The organism is Shewanella sp. 5_MG-2023, assembly GCF_030547465.1.
Taxonomy (GTDB): Bacteria; Pseudomonadota; Gammaproteobacteria; order Enterobacterales; family Shewanellaceae; genus Shewanella.
In genome coordinates, this window is sequence record NZ_JAUORC010000012.1 from 64089 (window position 1) to 80969 (window position 16881).

14 protein-coding genes are annotated in these 16881 nt (G+C 41.5%); 13 read left to right on the top strand and 1 reads right to left on the bottom strand.

Features of this window, described 5'->3' with window-relative positions; genetic code table 11:
- The first annotated feature begins 248 nt into the window (after positions 1-248).
- The 11 genes from pnp to deoD all read left to right on the top strand — a co-directional run bounded on the left by pnp (position 249) and on the right by deoD (position 13758).
- Complete coding sequence (gene pnp, locus Q4557_RS08830) at positions 249-2351, top strand: polyribonucleotide nucleotidyltransferase (RefSeq protein ID WP_102439556.1); 2103 nt, start codon at positions 249-251, stop codon at positions 2349-2351.
- A 163-nt stretch (positions 2352-2514) separates the two neighbouring features.
- Positions 2515-3420 (top strand): lipoprotein NlpI, encoded by a 906-nt coding sequence (gene nlpI, locus Q4557_RS08835; protein ID WP_102439555.1) that lies wholly within the window; start codon positions 2515-2517, stop codon positions 3418-3420.
- Positions 3421-3584: 164 nt separating this feature from the next.
- A complete protein-coding gene (gene prfC / locus Q4557_RS08840) occupies positions 3585-5168 on the top strand; it encodes a peptide chain release factor 3 (RefSeq protein ID WP_076542871.1) in 1584 nt (527 codons plus the stop codon).
- A gap of 173 nt (positions 5169-5341) precedes the next feature.
- The gene (locus tag Q4557_RS08845; protein WP_102439554.1) at positions 5342-6103 is read left to right on the top strand and encodes a TatD family hydrolase; all 762 of its coding nucleotides are present in this window, start codon (positions 5342-5344) and stop codon (positions 6101-6103) included.
- A gap of 184 nt (positions 6104-6287) precedes the next feature.
- Positions 6288-7550, top strand: a complete 1263-nt coding sequence (locus tag Q4557_RS08850; protein WP_102439553.1) for a NupC/NupG family nucleoside CNT transporter — start codon at positions 6288-6290, stop codon at positions 7548-7550.
- 64 nt (positions 7551-7614) lie between these two features.
- Positions 7615-7875 (top strand): hypothetical protein, encoded by a 261-nt coding sequence (locus Q4557_RS08855; protein ID WP_303412158.1) that lies wholly within the window; start codon positions 7615-7617, stop codon positions 7873-7875.
- A 360-nt stretch (positions 7876-8235) separates the two neighbouring features.
- Complete coding sequence (locus Q4557_RS08860) at positions 8236-9063, top strand: outer membrane protein OmpK (RefSeq protein ID WP_303412160.1); 828 nt, start codon at positions 8236-8238, stop codon at positions 9061-9063.
- A gap of 394 nt (positions 9064-9457) precedes the next feature.
- Complete coding sequence (deoC, locus tag Q4557_RS08865; protein ID WP_076543290.1) at positions 9458-10231, top strand: deoxyribose-phosphate aldolase; 774 nt, start codon at positions 9458-9460, stop codon at positions 10229-10231.
- A 128-nt stretch (positions 10232-10359) separates the two neighbouring features.
- Entirely contained in the window at positions 10360-11691 is a 1332-nt protein-coding gene (gene deoA / locus Q4557_RS08870; RefSeq protein WP_303412162.1) for a thymidine phosphorylase, read from the top strand.
- 13 nt (positions 11692-11704) lie between these two features.
- Positions 11705-12922: a phosphopentomutase gene (locus Q4557_RS08875; RefSeq protein ID WP_102436196.1), complete on the top strand. Its 1218-nt coding sequence runs from the start codon at positions 11705-11707 to the stop codon at positions 12920-12922.
- A 125-nt stretch (positions 12923-13047) separates the two neighbouring features.
- Entirely contained in the window at positions 13048-13758 is a 711-nt protein-coding gene (deoD, locus tag Q4557_RS08880; RefSeq protein ID WP_076543293.1) for a purine-nucleoside phosphorylase, read from the top strand.
- Positions 13759-13821: 63 nt separating this feature from the next.
- On the opposite strand, the gene Q4557_RS08885 is transcribed toward deoD, so the two are convergent.
- Positions 13822-14640 carry an AhpA/YtjB family protein gene (locus Q4557_RS08885; RefSeq protein WP_303412165.1) on the bottom strand — a complete coding sequence of 273 codons (819 nt, stop codon included), beginning with the start codon at positions 14638-14640 and terminating at the stop codon, positions 13822-13824.
- An 87-nt stretch (positions 14641-14727) separates the two neighbouring features.
- Here Q4557_RS08885 and serB point away from each other — a divergent pair, with 87 nt between their 5' ends.
- Both serB and Q4557_RS08895 read left to right on the top strand, forming a co-directional pair.
- On the top strand, positions 14728-15714 hold the full coding sequence (serB, locus tag Q4557_RS08890) for a phosphoserine phosphatase SerB (protein WP_102477167.1): 987 nt from the start codon (positions 14728-14730) through the stop codon (positions 15712-15714).
- Between the two features lie 206 nt (positions 15715-15920).
- Positions 15921-16817: an alpha/beta fold hydrolase gene (locus Q4557_RS08895; RefSeq protein ID WP_102436190.1), complete on the top strand. Its 897-nt coding sequence runs from the start codon at positions 15921-15923 to the stop codon at positions 16815-16817.
- The last annotated feature ends 64 nt before the right edge of the window (positions 16818-16881 follow it).

Genomic DNA, 16881 nt, shown 5'->3' on the forward strand with positions numbered 1-16881 from the left:
ATAAATTTGTTCAAAAAGTCATTAAGTATAGCGTTTAGCCCAAGGATTAAAGCCTATTTTTCGGCCAGGGCATTGTTATTATCATTTTATATTGCCATGAGATATGAATTCATATAACCATATCGACCTTAAAAGGCAAAATATAAATTATTTTTTAGACTGATATGGCGATGACCTTTAACTATTATAAAAAATTGAAGTATACTTGTGCGCGTAATTTAAAGGTCAATAATTAAGGAATGGGTCACGTGAATCCAATTGTAAAGAGTTTTGAGTATGGTCAACATACTGTCACCTTAGAAACAGGTGTTATTGCACGTCAAGCTGATGCTGCAGTACTAGCGAGCATGGGCGATACAACTGTCCTTGTTACTGTAGTTGGTAAAAAAGTTGCGGATTTAAGCCGTGATTTCTTCCCACTAACAGTTAACTACCAAGAGAAGACTTACGCTGCTGGTAAGATCCCTGGTGGTTTCTTTAAGCGTGAAGGTCGTCCAAATGAAGACGAAACGCTTATTGCTCGTTTAATCGACCGTCCAATTCGTCCTTTATTTCCTAACGGTTTTAAAAACGAAGTCCAAGTCATTATTACTGTTGTTTCTGTAGACCAACAAATTGAGCCAGACATTGTGGCTATGATTGGTACTTCAGCAGCGCTGGCTATTTCTGGTATTCCATTCAATGGACCATTAGGTGCTGCACGTGTTGGTTATATCAACGGTGAATACTTACTTAACCCATCAGTAGATCAAGTTGCTGAAAGCGACTTAAATCTTGTTGTTGCAGGTACTAAAAGCGCTGTATTGATGGTTGAATCTGAAGCTAAGTCACTTGCTGAAGAAATCATGCTAGGCGCGGTAACTTACGGTCACGATCAACAACAAGTTGTGGTTGATGCGATTGCTGAGTTTAAAGCTGAAGCGGGCAAGCCTACTTGGGATTGGACTGCTCCTGTTCAAGATCAAGACTTAGTTGCTAAAATTAAAGATTTAGCTGAAGTTGGCATGACTGAAGCTTACCAAATTGAAGTTAAGCAAGATCGTTATGCGCAAGTTGGTGTTGTTAAAGCAGCAGCAAAAGCGGCATTAGTTGCTGAAAACGCAGATGTTGATCAACGTGAAGTTGATAACTTACTTGGTAGCTTAGAGAAGAACATTGTTCGTGGTCGTATTATCAGTGGCAAGCCACGTATCGACGGTCGTGAACCAGATATGATTCGCGCATTGAATGTACTTGCTGGTGTACTTCCACGTACTCACGGTAGCTCATTATTCACTCGTGGTGAAACTCAAGCGTTAGTTACTTGTACTTTAGGTACAGAACGTGATGCACAGAAAATTGATAGCATCATGGGCGAGCGTACTAACCGCTTCATGCTTCATTACAACTTCCCTCCATACTCAGTTGGTGAAACTGGCATGGTAGGTTCACCTAAGCGTCGCGAAATCGGTCACGGTAAGCTAGCTTGGCGTGGTATGAATGCCGTTATGCCTTCAGCTGAAGAATTCCCATACAGCATCCGCGTTGTTTCAGAAATTACTGAATCAAACGGCTCAAGCTCTATGGCTTCTGTTTGTGGTACTTCATTAGCATTAATGGATGCGGGTGTACCAATCAAGAGTTCAGTTGCTGGTATCGCAATGGGTCTAGTTAAAGAAGGCGACGACTTTGTTGTTCTTTCTGACATTTTAGGTGATGAAGATCACTTAGGTGACATGGACTTTAAAGTAGCTGGTACCCGTGATGGTATTACTGCTCTGCAGATGGATATCAAGATTGAAGGTATCACTCAAGAGATCATGGATATCGCTCTGCAACAAGCATACGGCGCTCGTGTTCATATTCTTAACGTGATGGACCAAGCAATTGGTGGCGCACGTGAAGATATCTCTGATCACGCTCCACGTATTACGACTATCAAGATTAATCCTGAAAAAATTCGTGACGTTATCGGTAAAGGTGGTGCAACTATTCGTGCACTTACTGAAGAAACCGGTACAACAATTGAATTAGATGACAACGGTACTGTTAAAATTGCTTCTTCAAATGGTGAAGCAACTAAAGAAGCTATCCGTCGCATCGAAGAGATTACTGCTGAAGTTGAAGTCGGCCGTATCTACAAAGGTAAAGTTATCCGTATCGTTGATTTTGGCGCATTCGTTAACATCTTACCTGGTAAAGATGGCTTAGTTCATATTTCTCAAATCAGTGAAGAGCGTGTTGCTAACGTTTCTGACCACCTTGAGATGAACCAAGAAGTTGACGTTAAAGTGATGGAAGTTGACCGTCAAGGTCGTGTAAGACTTTCTATCAAAGAAGCTGTTACTAAAGCAGAACCTGCTGCAGAATAGTTGTTAGATTAACTCAGTTAATCTAATCGATAAAGGAGAGCTAAGGCTCTCCTTTTTTATTGGCAAAATTTAGCCAATGATAAATTTATCTTTAACTGCGTAGCCCTTGGCGCTATTGGTTGATATGATGCAAACTAACTATAGAACCTGATAAGGTATTTAAATGGAACATAAATTACGGACCACTGTGGTAGCATTATGTGTCGGTGCCAGTATGTTATTGTCAGGTTGTGCTTCACTTTCAGGCAATGATAATAGCGCAGCGTCAGGCAAAGTGATGGTTTCTCCCAAAGTGCCTGATTACAAGTTAGAAGTCACTTTAGCTAAGCTCAATGACATTTTAGCCTCTATGGAATTAACCACTGAGCAACGAGCACGCTTTCATTATGACCGTGGTGTTATCTACGATAGTGTTGGCCTACGACTACTAGCTAAAATTGATTTTCACCAAGCGATAAAATTACAACCTAATCTTGCTGATGCATATAATTTCTTAGGGATTTATTACACCCAAGAAGGCGAGTTTGAACCTGCTTATGAGTCTTTTGATGGGGTCTTAGAGTTATCCCCCCAATACGATTATGCTTATCTCAACCGTGGTATTGCTTTGTATTACGGTGAACGCTATGAGTTAGCCACTGAAGATATGCGCACATTTTTGGCCCAAGCACCTGCTGATGGTTATCGTGCTTTGTGGTTATACCTAGTGCAAGTGCCGACAGATCAGCAAGCAGCGCAAGCCGAGCTATTAACTAACCGCCAATCGCTTAACGATCAGGCGTGGTCTTCAGTCATCATTGATTATTACCTTGGTAAGCTGACTAAAGAGCAAGTTTTTGATGCAGCTAAAGTCAACCTGACTCAACCTCAGGAGTATGCTGAGCGTCTGTGTGAAGCCTATTTCTACCTAGCTAAAAAAGCGGTGGAGCAAAAAGATTATCAACTGGCAGCGGATTATTATCGCTTAAGCTTGGCAACAAATATTTATGATTTTGTTGAACATCGTTATGCCAGAATAGAGCTAGCCCAAGCGCTGCAAATACTTGAACAATCTACAGTCGCTAATTAATAATAATTGTTAGCTCAGCACAAAGGCTAATGCATCGGCATTAGCCTTTTGGGTTTTTGAGTTTTTTAAACCATCACCATTTGGGTTTAAGTGAGTTTACCTAGCCAACCTAGATGGGAAACGCTATAATTTGCGCCTTTTTATTATGCTAGGGCAAGTAAACCATGTCAGTTCAAACAGTAGAGGTCGATAAACGTCGTACCTTCGCGATTATTTCGCATCCTGATGCCGGTAAGACCACTATTACTGAGAAAGTACTTTTATTCGGACAAGCAATTCAAACTGCAGGTACCGTTAAAGGTCGTGGCTCTAAACAGCATGCAAAATCTGACTGGATGGAAATGGAAAAAGACCGTGGTATTTCTATTACTACTTCGGTAATGCAATTTCCTTACAGTGATTGCCTAGTAAACCTACTTGATACTCCAGGTCACGAAGACTTCTCTGAAGATACTTACCGTACCTTAACCGCTGTTGACTCATGTCTTATGGTGATCGACGCGGCCAAAGGTGTCGAAGACCGAACCCGTAAACTAATGGAAGTTACCCGTTTACGTGACACACCAATCGTGACATTCATGAATAAATGTGACCGTGATATTCGCGATCCTATGGAAGTTATGGACGAAGTTGAAACTGAGCTAAAAATCGCATGTGCGCCAATCACTTGGCCGATTGGCTGTGGTAAGTCGTTTAAAGGGGTTTATCATATCCATCGCGACGAAGCAATTTTATACCAGTCAGGTTTAGGGCATAAAATTCAAGAAGTGCGTACAGTGAAAGGCCTTGATAATCCTGAACTTGATGTAGCAATTGGTGCTGAACTTGCTGAGTTATTACGTGAAGAATTAGAACTTGTGATCGGTGCATCACATGAGTTCGATTTAGAGGCGTTTCTAGCCGGTAAACTTTCACCTGTCTATTTTGGTACCGCATTAGGTAACTTTGGTGTTGATCATATACTTGACGGTTTAACTGAGTGGGCACCTAAGCCTCAACCTCGCGCCACTGAAGTACGTGATATTCATGCTGAAGAAGAAAAGTTCTCTGGCTTTATCTTTAAAATCCAAGCGAACATGGATCCTAAGCATCGTGACCGCGTCGCATTTATGCGTATTGTGTCTGGTAAGTACGAGAAAGGCATGAAAATGCATCATGTACGTGTCGGTAAAGATGTGCGTATTTCTGATGCGTTAACCTTCGTTGCTGGTGATCGTGAGCAAGTTGAAGAAGCCTACCCAGGTGATATTATCGGTTTACATAACCATGGCACCATTCAAATTGGTGATACTTTCAGCCAAGGTGAAAAAGTTAAGTTTACTGGTATTCCTAACTTTGCCCCTGAAATGTTCCGCCGTATTCGCTTAAAAGATCCGTTAAAGCAAAAGCAATTGCTTAAAGGTCTCGTACAGCTTGCCGAAGAAGGCGCTGTTCAAGTCTTTAGACCGCTAGATACCAACGACTTAATTGTGGGCGCAGTTGGCGTACTGCAGTTTGAAGTGGTTGTTGGACGCCTTAAGAGTGAATATAACGTCGAAGCGATTTATGAAGGCATTAGTGTTTCAACCGCCCGCTGGGTTTACTGTAAAGATGAGCGTAAACTCGAAGAGTTCCGTCGTAAGTGCAGCAGCAATTTAGCCTTAGATGGTGGTAATAACCTAACTTATATTGCACCGACTATGGTAAATCTGAATTTATCCATGGAACGTTACCCTGATGTAGAGTTCGCTAAAACTCGCGAAAACTAATCACTGGGGTGTTTGATGTTAAAAGGCGGTCTAACCGCCTTTTTTATTGGCTGTGATTTAAGCTTGAGGCTAATTTTATTCTATAGTGGCAAGATGAGTAACGTAAAAAGTGCTAAACAGGTTTGCTGCATTAGCTGTGATTTGCAGTAAAGTTATTTGTTTGAGGGAAAGTGATGATAGATACCCATGCCCACCTTGATCTTGTGGATTTTGACCACGATAGAGCTGCTTTGTTTGCAAAGATGCGCGCAAACGGGATCGACAACGTCATTATTCCAGGGGTGAGTGAGTCATCTTGGGCTAAACAGCTAGAGGTTACCAGCGAGTTTGACTGCTATTTTGCCTTAGGTATCCACCCTTGGTATGTACCTGCTGACATTTCTCAAGCAGTGGCGGCGTTAAATAATCTCATCGCTAAACATAGGCCTAATCCAAGGTTTGTTGCCCTGGGGGAATGTGGTTTAGATAAGCTTCGACATTGGTCTCAATCACAGTTGGATTTACTCGAGGCTCAATTAGCATCAGCAATTGATTGGCAATTACCGGTGATTTTACATGCCGTAAAAGCTCATCCACAGCTATTAGCCATGTTGAAAAAATACCCTAACCCTAAAGGTGGGGTTATTCATGGCTTTTATGGCGCCCCAGAGTTGGCAAAATCTTATATTGAACTGGGCTATAAACTGGGAATAGGTGGGTTAATCATGAACCCTAGCGCCAAAAAGTTACAAAAAACGGTTACAGAAGTTGATATTAAACACTTCCTAATAGAAACCGACTCTCCCAGCATGGCGCCCTATAATTCACCAGATAAACGAAATACTCCGCTTCAGATAATAAGTTTTGTTGAGCAGATAGCAAAATTACAAAAAAAAACCACTGTTTTAATTATGGAACAGTTGGGGTTAAATGCTCGACAACTGTTTGAGCTGTAATTCTTTTTTTTTAAACACCGTGGTTGATGGGCGTTGCTGTGGGATAAGATCCTGAAATTAAACTCTAAAACTATGAACTAATCCACGATTTTCATCTGCTCGTCAGTTATAATCACTAACTGAAAATAGGTGGGTTAACAACAATTATACATATCGTTAACAAATTAAAAAAGGGTCGTGATTAATGGATATACTAATGAGTCTAGTAGGTGTGGTTACCATACTAGCAATCGGTTATGCACTATCAAATAACAGAAAAGCAATTAATGTGCGTACTGTTGGTGGTGCTTTAGCTATTCAAGCATTCTTTGCAGGTTTCGTTTTATACGTACCAGTGGGGAAAGATATCTTACAAGGTATGTCAGATGCCGTATCTAGTGTAATTAGTTATGCACAATCGGGCATTAACTTCGTATTTGGCGATTTAGCTCAATTCAAAGTTGGCTTTATTTTCGCGGTAAATGTTTTACCCGTTATCGTGTTCTTCTCTTCATTAATCGCAGTGCTTTACTACTTAGGCATTATGCAGTGGATCATCCGTCTCATCGGTGGTGGCTTGCAAAAAGCATTAGGTACTAGCCGTACTGAGTCTATGTCAGCGACAGCGAATATTTTCGTTGGTCAAACTGAAGCGCCACTAGTTGTTCGTCCATTTATTGCGACTATGACTAACTCTGAATTATTCGCAATCATGGTTGGTGGTTTAGCATCAATCGCGGGTTCAGTATTAGCCGGTTACGCGCAAATGGGTGTACCAATTGAATACTTAGTTGCTGCATCATTCATGGCGGCTCCTGGTGGTTTGATGATGGCTAAACTAATGCATCCTGAAACTGAAGAAGCTAAAAATGACATGTCAGATCTTCCTGAAGATCCTGATAAACCAGCTAACGTATTAGACGCTGCTGCTGGCGGTGCTTCATCTGGTATGCATTTAGCACTAAACGTGGGTGCAATGTTAATTGCCTTCGTTGGTTTAATTGCAATGGTCAACGGTATCATCGGTGGTGTAACTGGTTGGTTTGGTCTTGAAGGTATTACTTTAGAACTTATTCTTGGTTACATTTTCATGCCATTAGCATTCTTAATCGGTGTACCTTGGAACGAAGCGCTTGTAGCGGGTTCATTCATCGGCCAAAAGATTGTTGTAAACGAATTTGTTGCTTACCTAAACTTTGCTCCTTACTTACTTGATGCTTCTGCAGAAGGTTTCAAAGTAGTTGCTGAGACTGGCATGATGATGTCTGATAGAACCAAAGCTATCATTTCATTCGCATTATGTGGATTCGCTAACTTATCGTCTATTGCTATTCTATTAGGTGGTTTAGGTTCAATGGCTCCTAGTCGTCGCCATGACCTTGCTAAGCTTGGTATCCGTGCCGTTATTGCTGGTTCACTAGCTAACTTAATGAGTGCAACATTAGCGGGTCTATTCTTAGCGATTTAATATTCGCTATGGTTTAAACCTAGTTAATAAAAAGGCCGTTATTATTTATTAATAGCGGCCTTTTTTGTGTCTAAAAATAGTGGTTATCCTTGCATTGGCATTATGTGGCGCTGCTCACTTATCCGCTATGGCTATGGCTATGGCTATGCTAATAGCTGGATTAGCTGGATTAGCTGGATTAGCTGGATTAGCTGGATTAGCTGGTTCAATGGTTCCTACTGGTCACCATGAACTTGCTAAGTTTGATATACGTGCCGTTATTGAAAGCTCGCTTGTTAACTTCTTAAGTTCAACATTTACGGGTCAATTTTTAGCGATGTTATAACTCCCATGATGTAAACATTACCAATAAAAAGGTCGTTATCATTTAGTAACTACGGCTTTTTTTTGTCTTTAAAAACAGGCATTCTCAGTGAATTTTACTTAATCAACTTTTGCTACAGCTGTTTATGGTATGTTACTTGCTAAGGTTTTATATAATGATATTGGGCATATAAATAGTTTTATAGATTATTTAATTATTGGTTGTTAGTTAAAAGTAGCGACACTGTTCACGTTTTGGGATTAAGTATTCGTATTTTGTCTTTTTTGTATTGAGCTTTTGGCCGAAATAGGTACAATGCGAACGTTTATAAAAAACGCCATCCATGTAGGTGGTTAAAAACAAATATCAATGGGGTTGATAATGAAAAACGTTAAAACTTTAGCTTTAGCTGCAACAACTGTTGCTGCAATGTCTGCACCAGCAATGGCTGCTGACCGTACCGATTTACGTTCTGGCGATTACAGCTGGATGCAGTTCAACGCAATGTATGCTTTTGACGAATTACCAAGTGGTGGTGAAAGTGGTCACGATTACTTAGAAATGGAATTTGGCGGCCGTGCTGGTGTTGTTGATTTATACGGTTACGTTGATGTTTTCAACTTATTTACTCAAGATTCTGGTGATAAAGGTTACGGTGAAAACCGTATGTTCATGAAGTTTGCACCTCGTTTTTCTCTTGATGCAATTACTGGTTTAGACCTTTCAGTTGGTCCTATCCAAGAAGTTTACTTCTCTACTTTATTTAACTGGGGTGGCGGACCAATCGCAGAAGACGTGAATGCATCTTTCTGGGGTTTAGGTGCTGATGTTATGGTTCCATGGTTAGGTAAAACTGGCATGAACATATACGCTCACTACGACATGAATGGTAAAGATTGGAATGGTTACCAATTCTCTATGAACTGGTTCAAGCCAGTAATGAACTTTGATAACGGTACTTTCGTATCTTTCCAAGGTTACGTTGATTACCAGTTCGGTGCAGACGATGATTACGGCAATGAGTTCGTACCTATGTCTAGCAACGGTGGCGCAGCATACTTCGGTTTACATTGGCATTCAGACAACTACGCTCTAGGTTACGGCCTAAAAGCATATAAAGATGTATACCTTCTTGAAGATGGTGCTGGTATCGTAGGTCTAGAAACTACTGGTTTCGCTCACTACCTTACAGCAACTTACAAGTTCTAAGATTGCTTGAAAGTATAGAGCCACACTTGTGTGGCTCTATTTTTTTATTAATTTATGTTAGTATTTACTTAAATATACCGTAGAATTTGCTAAAGTGTATTTAGATAAATATTAAGGTCCAAATAAGTGATATTAGCTTGTCATTAATTTGGATTGATTTGCGCGCTAAAACGGATTTTTCGCGGAATGGATGAAACAATAATCTTTGTTTCACCTCTTCCGGTCTTCAAGGATTCAAGTCGTGGTACTCGTTATCAGATTGAATACTTAGTTCAGTAATTTATGAATTTATTTACTGGCAATGCTCGAAGGCCCGGCTCCATCAACACCCTAATGCCAGCTTAATTGCATTGCCATAACAAGATTAATTTATTTTTTGTTTTGGAGAGCACACATGAGTGATTTAAAAAAAGCAGCACAACTTGGCATTTCATTAATGGATTTAACCACATTAAATGATGATGATACTGACCAAAAGGTCATTGATTTATGTCATAAAGCGAATACTGCTGCTGGACATACCGCTGCAATTTGTATTTACCCTCGTTTTATCCCTATCGCTCGTAAAACCTTAAACGAACTTGATTGTGAAGACATCAAAATCGCCACAGTGACTAACTTCCCACACGGTAATGACGATATTGCTATCGCAGTATTAGAAACCCGTGCCGCAGTCGCTTACGGCGCAGACGAAGTTGATGTGGTATTTCCATACCGCTCATTAATGGCTGGCAACGAAAGCTTAGGTTTTGAGCTAGTCAAAGCGTGTAAAGAAGCCTGTGGCGATCAAGCTATCTTAAAAGTGATTATCGAATCAGGTGAGTTAAAAGATGCAGCGTTAATTCGTAAAGCATCTGAGCTTTCAATTGATGCAGGTGCTGACTTTATCAAAACATCAACCGGTAAAGTACCGGTTAATGCCACACTTGAAGCGGCTGAAATCATGTTAACCGTGATTAGCGAAAAGAACACCAATGTTGGTTTTAAACCAGCCGGTGGTGTACGTGACGCGGCTAAAACTGCCGAGTTTTTAGGTTTAGCTGAACGCATTCTAGGTGCTGACTGGGTTACTCCGGCACACTTTAGATTCGGCGCTTCAAGCTTATTAACTAGCTTACTTCATACTCTTGAGTTAGCCGATGCGCCTGCTGGTGCACAAGGTTACTAATCAAAGTTAGTATTGTACGGTTTTGACATAACGATTTAGCATGCACCGAATGGATCATTTTAGCCCATTCGGTGCCTTATTGTTGTAGCAAGATGGCTCAATAAATTCATCTTGCTGGAGGAAGTAGCATGTTTCTCGCTCAAGAAATTATTCGTAAAAAACGTAATGGTGATGCATTAAGCGCAGCTGAAATTCAATTTTTTGTTGATGGCATTACTCAAAATACCGTTTCAGAAGGCCAAATAGCCGCTTTTGGTATGGCTGTTTATTTTCAAGATATGAACATGGATGAACGTATTGCCTTAACCACAGGTATGCGTGACTCAGGTACTGTATTAAACTGGGATGTACTGTCACTTGACGGCCCCATTATTGATAAGCACAGCACCGGCGGTGTTGGTGATGTCATTAGCCTGATGCTTGGCCCAATGGCGGCGGCATGTGGTGGTTATGTACCGATGATTTCGGGTCGCGGCCTTGGTCATACTGGCGGCACCTTAGATAAATTTGATGCCATTCCTGGTTACCAAACCGAGCCATCAAGTGAGTTGTTTCGCAAAGTAGTTAAAGAAGCTGGCGTTGCCATTATTGGCCAAACCGGTGATTTAGTCCCTGCCGATAAGCGTTTCTATTCAATCCGTGATAATACCGCAACCGTTGAGTCTATCTCGTTAATTACTGCTTCAATTCTTTCTAAAAAGCTCGCAGCTGGGCTAGATGCTTTAGCAATGGACGTCAAAGTCGGTAGCGGCGCATTCATGCCTACTTATGAAGCCTCTGAAGAACTTGCTCGCAGTATTACAGCAGTGGCAAACGGTGCTGGCACTAAAACTACCGCTTTATTAACTGACATGAACCAAGTATTGGCATCATGTGCCGGTAACGCGGTTGAAGTGCGTGAAGCGATTAACTTTTTAACTGGCGCTTACCGTAACCCACGTCTTTACGAAGTCACTATGGGCCTATGTGCTGAAATGCTCGTACTTGGCGGCATTGCGCAAAATGATGCTGACGCACGTACAAAATTAAATACTGTTTTAAATAATGGTAAAGCGGCTGAAATTTTTGGCCGTATGGTATCAGGCCTTGGCGGGCCAGCAGATTTTGTTGAGTCTTATGACAAATATTTGCCACAGGCGAAAATTATTCGTCCTGTGTATGCCAACAAACAGGGTTTTGCTCATAGCATGGATACCCGAGAGTTAGGTTTAGCGGTAGTGACCTTAGGTGGTGGCCGCAGAAAGCCTGGCGACGCATTAGATTATAGCGTTGGATTAACAGAAGTATGTGCATTAGGTGATGAGATATCAGCTGATAAGCCTATCGCCATTGTACATGCTCAATCTGAAGCAGCTTTCGAAGAAGCCTCTGCTGCCGTTCAGCAGGCGATTAACATTGAAGATTCTGCGCCAGAAAAGACGCCTGAAATCTACCGTTATATCCGCGCTTCAGATTTATAATGGAGTAAAAATTATGAAACGTACATTTATTTTAATGTTGGATTCTTTTGGTGTTGGTGCTGCCACTGATGCTGAAAAATTCGGAGATACAGGTTCAGATACCTTTGGTCATATTGCTAAAGCCTGTGCTGAAGGCCGAGCCGATATTGGCCGAAAAGGACCATTAACACTGCCAAACCTGGCAAAGCTCGGTCTAGGCCATTTAGGTTTTGAAAGTACGGGTAAATTCGCCGATGGTTTCGCTGATAATATCGACGTGATTGGCGCTTATGGCCATGCGGATGAATTAAGCTCAGGTAAAGATACGCCTAGTGGACACTGGGAAATGGCTGGCGTGCCAGTATTGTATGAATGGGGTTACTTTTCTGATTTAACCAACTCTTTTCCAAAAGAGCTTACGGATAAAATCCTCAAACGTGCGGGCTTAACCGACTTTTTGGGTAATTGCCATGCTTCAGGTACAACAATTTTAGAAGAACTTGGCGAAGAACACATGCGCAGCGGTAAGCCAATTTTTTATACTTCAGCTGATTCAGTTTTTCAAATTGCCTGTCATGAAGAATCATTTGGTTTAGAAAACCTATACCGTTTGTGCGAAATTACCCGTGAAGAGCTAGAGCCTTACAATATTGGCCGCGTGATTGCGCGTCCATTTGTGGGCTCGGGTCCTGAAGATTTTGCCCGTACAGGTAATCGACATGATTATGCGGTATTACCGCCAGCGCCAACGGTATTAGATAAGCTTAAAGATGCCGGTGGTGAAGTGGTGAGTATTGGTAAAATTGCCGATATTTATGCTAACAGCGGTATTACCCAGAAATTTAAGGCAACAGGTCTTGAAGAGTTATTCGATGCAACCCTTGAGCAAATCAAGCGTGCTGAAGATAACACCATTGTATTTACTAACTTTGTTGACTTTGATTCCCACTACGGACACCGTCGTGATATTGCCGGTTACGCCAAAGCTTTAGAATACTTTGACCAACGTTTGCCAGAGTTATTAGCCTTACTTAACCCTGATGACTTGTTATTACTGACAGCCGATCATGGTTGCGATCCAAGCTGGGTTGGCACCGAGCATACCCGCGAACGTGTTCCTGTGATTGCTTTAGGCGCGGGGTTAGCTGCCGGTTCATTAGGCCGTAGAAACAGTTTTGCCGACATTGGGCAGTCTATTGCGACGTATTTTAAGCTTGAACCTATGGATTATGGCGAATCATTCATTAATTGATGATTCAAATGCTATCTACTAAGGTTAATCTGTTAATAAATATAGTAGAATCACGTCCGGCAGCGAAGGGGATGACTTTGCTGCCCACATATAAAGATATACGATAAAAATATAGGGGTTTTTCCATGGCTACACCACATATTAATGCTGTTGACGGTGCATTTGCTGAAACAGTTTTATTCCCAGGCGATCCATTACGTGCAAAATATATTGCTGAAACATTTTTAGAAAATGTAGAGCAAGTTACTGATGTACGTAACATGCTTGGTTTTACTGGAACATATAAAGGTACTCGTGTATCTGTAATGGGTTCTGGTATGGGTATTCCATCATGTTCTATTTATGCGCATGAGCTTATTTCTGATTACGGCGTTAAAAACCTAATCCGTGTGGGTTCTTGTGGCGCAATTAGCACTGACGTAAAAGTGCGTGATGTGATTATCGGAATGGGCGCTTGTACTGACTCGCAAGCAAACCGTTTACGCTTTAAAGGTCAAGATTTTGCTGCGATTGCAGATTATGGCTTAATGAACGCAGTGATCGAATCAGCTAAAACGCACGAAACTAAAGTGCGTGTAGGTAACGTTTTCTCTGCTGATTTATTCTACACTCCAGATCCTTCAATGTTCGATACCATGGAAAAAATGGGTGTACTTGGGGTCGAAATGGAAGCGGCAGGCCTTTACGGTGTTGCACATGAACTTGGCGCTAAAGCATTATGCGTAGTGACAGTTTCAGACCATATCAGAACTGGTGAAAAAACCACTTCTGATGAGCGTCAAAATACCTTCAACGAAATGATTATCATGACATTAGATGCAGTAGTTACTCTGTAATTTAACGTTATTCATTTGGTTAAAAAGCGTAACTGAGTTATCAGTTACGCTTTTTTTTAATGGTTAACTGGGTTTACTTTTATCATCTAGCCTGAGGCTTTCAGCTTCTATTATCTCTTGTTTAAAAGTCATATTTTCATCGCTATCAGACTCTTTTATCACTGATTTTTTGGGTTTAGCACTTTGCTCATCCACATCTGCCTGTTCAGTTCGGCTATCTTCAAGTTGATGCATTTCTTCAGACAAGCTTTTTTGCACTAATTGGCTATTTTTACGACCTTGTTTGGCGCGCGTTTTACGGCGGTCAAAATCAGCACGCTTAAAAGAAAATACCCGTGACAGCAGTAAACCAATAATGCCTGCAATAATCAGCATAATCTGTTGTTGCTTCATGTTTTCTTGATAATGGCTTTTTAATTCATCAAAGAAAATATGTAAGTTGAGCCTCACCTCGATATAGCCTAAGTTGTTGTCTCCTTGGAGCACATTTTCAATTAGAGGTGGGTAGGGCGATAACATCTCAGTTAGTACTTTATCATCGGCGTCAAATTCGATGTCTGATACGCTTTGGGCAAACGCCAGCCTTACCCCTTGAGTACTGTACATGTTCACTGACATCACTTTTGGGTCGAGCACGAGCGCATTGGCTAGCCATTGTAGTTGCTCATCATTTTGTAGATGCATTGCTGGGGCTGCGCCATTGGCCACTTGTTGAGCTAATAAGCGCGCCATGATTTGGGTTTGCGAACTCAGCAGTTGCTGACCGTTATTAAGGCTTGACTTCCATAAATGCACTAAAGCAAATAATAAAATTACAGCAATGCTGATTTGAATTAATCTGCTGATTTTTTGGCTTTTTTTAAGACCTTTAACAAAAATCACTTTAATCCTTGGTCATTTTTCTATTTAATTAATACTAATCGAAATAATTCATTGTAGATAGTCGCAATCATTGGGGAAATGCAGTCCATGGAAACTCAGGTAAATATTCAGCCATTAACGTGGTTATTCTCAACATTTGATGCGACGTATAGCCATAATCATGTCACTTTAACTCGTTATTTTGAAGACGAGTATCTTAACAATGTTCAGGTTAAGTACCCTTATCGTTTTAGAGTGGTATTTGAAGCGCAATCTTTTGGGGCCATTAATGACTGGCTGGCAAAGTTAACCCAAGACTGCGCGATTACGCCTTTGATGAGACATAACGATTTACAAGGTTTTGAACTTGCCTCAACCTCAGCTTTAGGGACACTGATGAGTCAATTTCCGCTGCAGGTAAAAGCAGAACTTCTCAATATAACCGCGCCGCTAGCGAGCTTATTTAAACCGGGTCTATTAGTGATGGATATGGACTCCACCGCGATTCAAATAGAATGTATTGATGAATTAGCTGTGATGGCTGGCGTGGGTGAGGCGGTATCAGAAGTCACCGAAAGGGCCATGCAAGGGGAATTAGACTTTGAAGAGAGTTTACGCTTAAGGGTCAGTAAGCTTGCAGGCGCCAATGAGAGTATTATCAGCACTTTATGTGAGCAACTTCCTTTGATGCCAGGACTTAAAAGCCTAGTGGCAGAGCTAAAGTCTAACGAGTGGAAGTTAGTGTTAGCCTCGGGCGGATTCACCCCATTTGTGGGCTATTTAAAAGATTTACTGGATTTAGATGCCGCTTACGCCAATGAGCTGGTTATTGAAGCGGGTAAGTTAACCGGTGAAGTAACAGGTGATGTGGTTGATGCCCAATATAAAGCCAATGTGATTGATAAGTGCAGTGCCACTTGGCAAATTGCTGCAGGGCAACGGCTGGCCATTGGCGATGGCGCCAACGATATTCCTATGGTTAATGCTGCTGATTTTGGTATTGCCTTCCATGCTAAGCCGAAACTGCTTGCTGCAGCCGATGCGAGTATCAATAACTTGGATTTACGCTGCTTAGTGTATTACTTGCAAGCCTAAAAACACTGCAAGGGTAAAGAGCTGCAAGCATCAATGGCATCGACTCTTAGCTGTTTAGATATTGGCTGAGAGCACTTTTAAATGGTTCACTTTAAGTGAGCCATTTTTTATCTTGATTAGGCTCATTACTCTAATTAACTTGTAATTAACATTTACACTGATTACCGTATTAAGTTCATACACTCAAAATAGTCATATTCATTCCCATGCAGCAGTCACATTTTATTCCCTATCGAAATGGTCGCCTTCATATTCGGCATATCAAAGCAAACCCTAGCTTGGCTAAAGGCATGCCAATTTTGATGTTACATGGCGCAATGTCAAATGGACGGGTATTTTACAGTGCCTCGGGCAAAGGCTTAGGTTGCTATCTTGCTAGGCAAGGTTTTGATGTGTATATACTCGATACGGCAGGCAGAGGCTTAAGTGAGCCTAAAATCAGCGCGGCCTATTCCTTAGGTCAAACCGAAGTGATTTTAGAGCAGCTGCCCCTTGCCAATGAGTTTATTTTATCGCATTCATCAGCAAGTAAAGTGCATTGGTGCGCGCACTCATGGGGCGGGGTGTTAATGGCGAGCTGTTATGTTCGCTTAGCTAAGGTGCGTACTCAAGTGGCTTCATTTGTCACCTTTGGTAGTAAAAGAACCATCAAAATTAAATCTCTGCGTAAAACCATGATGGTGGATTTATTTTGGAATCGGTTGGCGCCATTTTTGTCAAAAGTGGATGGCTATTTAGCGGCAGATAAATATCGAATGGGTATGGACAATGAAAGCCGGCAATCATTAAGGCAAACCATAGATTGGGTAAAAGGTGATTGGGTAGATTGCCATGATAACTTTGATTATGCCGCTGCAGCTAGGCAGGTGACTTGGCCGCCTTGTTGGTTTTTAGCCGCTAAAAAGGACCGCGTGTTAGGTAACCCTTCAGATGTGCAAGATATGATGGGTGAGTGTCAGATGGTGGCAGCTGAGTATACTTTACTGGCTAAACATCGCGGCTTTAAGCGGGACTACACCCATGCAGGCATGTTAACCGACAAATCCGCAGTAGATGATCATTTCCCGTTAGTGAAAAGCTGGTATGACAGTTTGGCTAAGTAGCAACTTAAAAATAAACTGCAGCGATAAGCGCTAGCTGAAGTAATACAAACCAAGTGATTGCAAT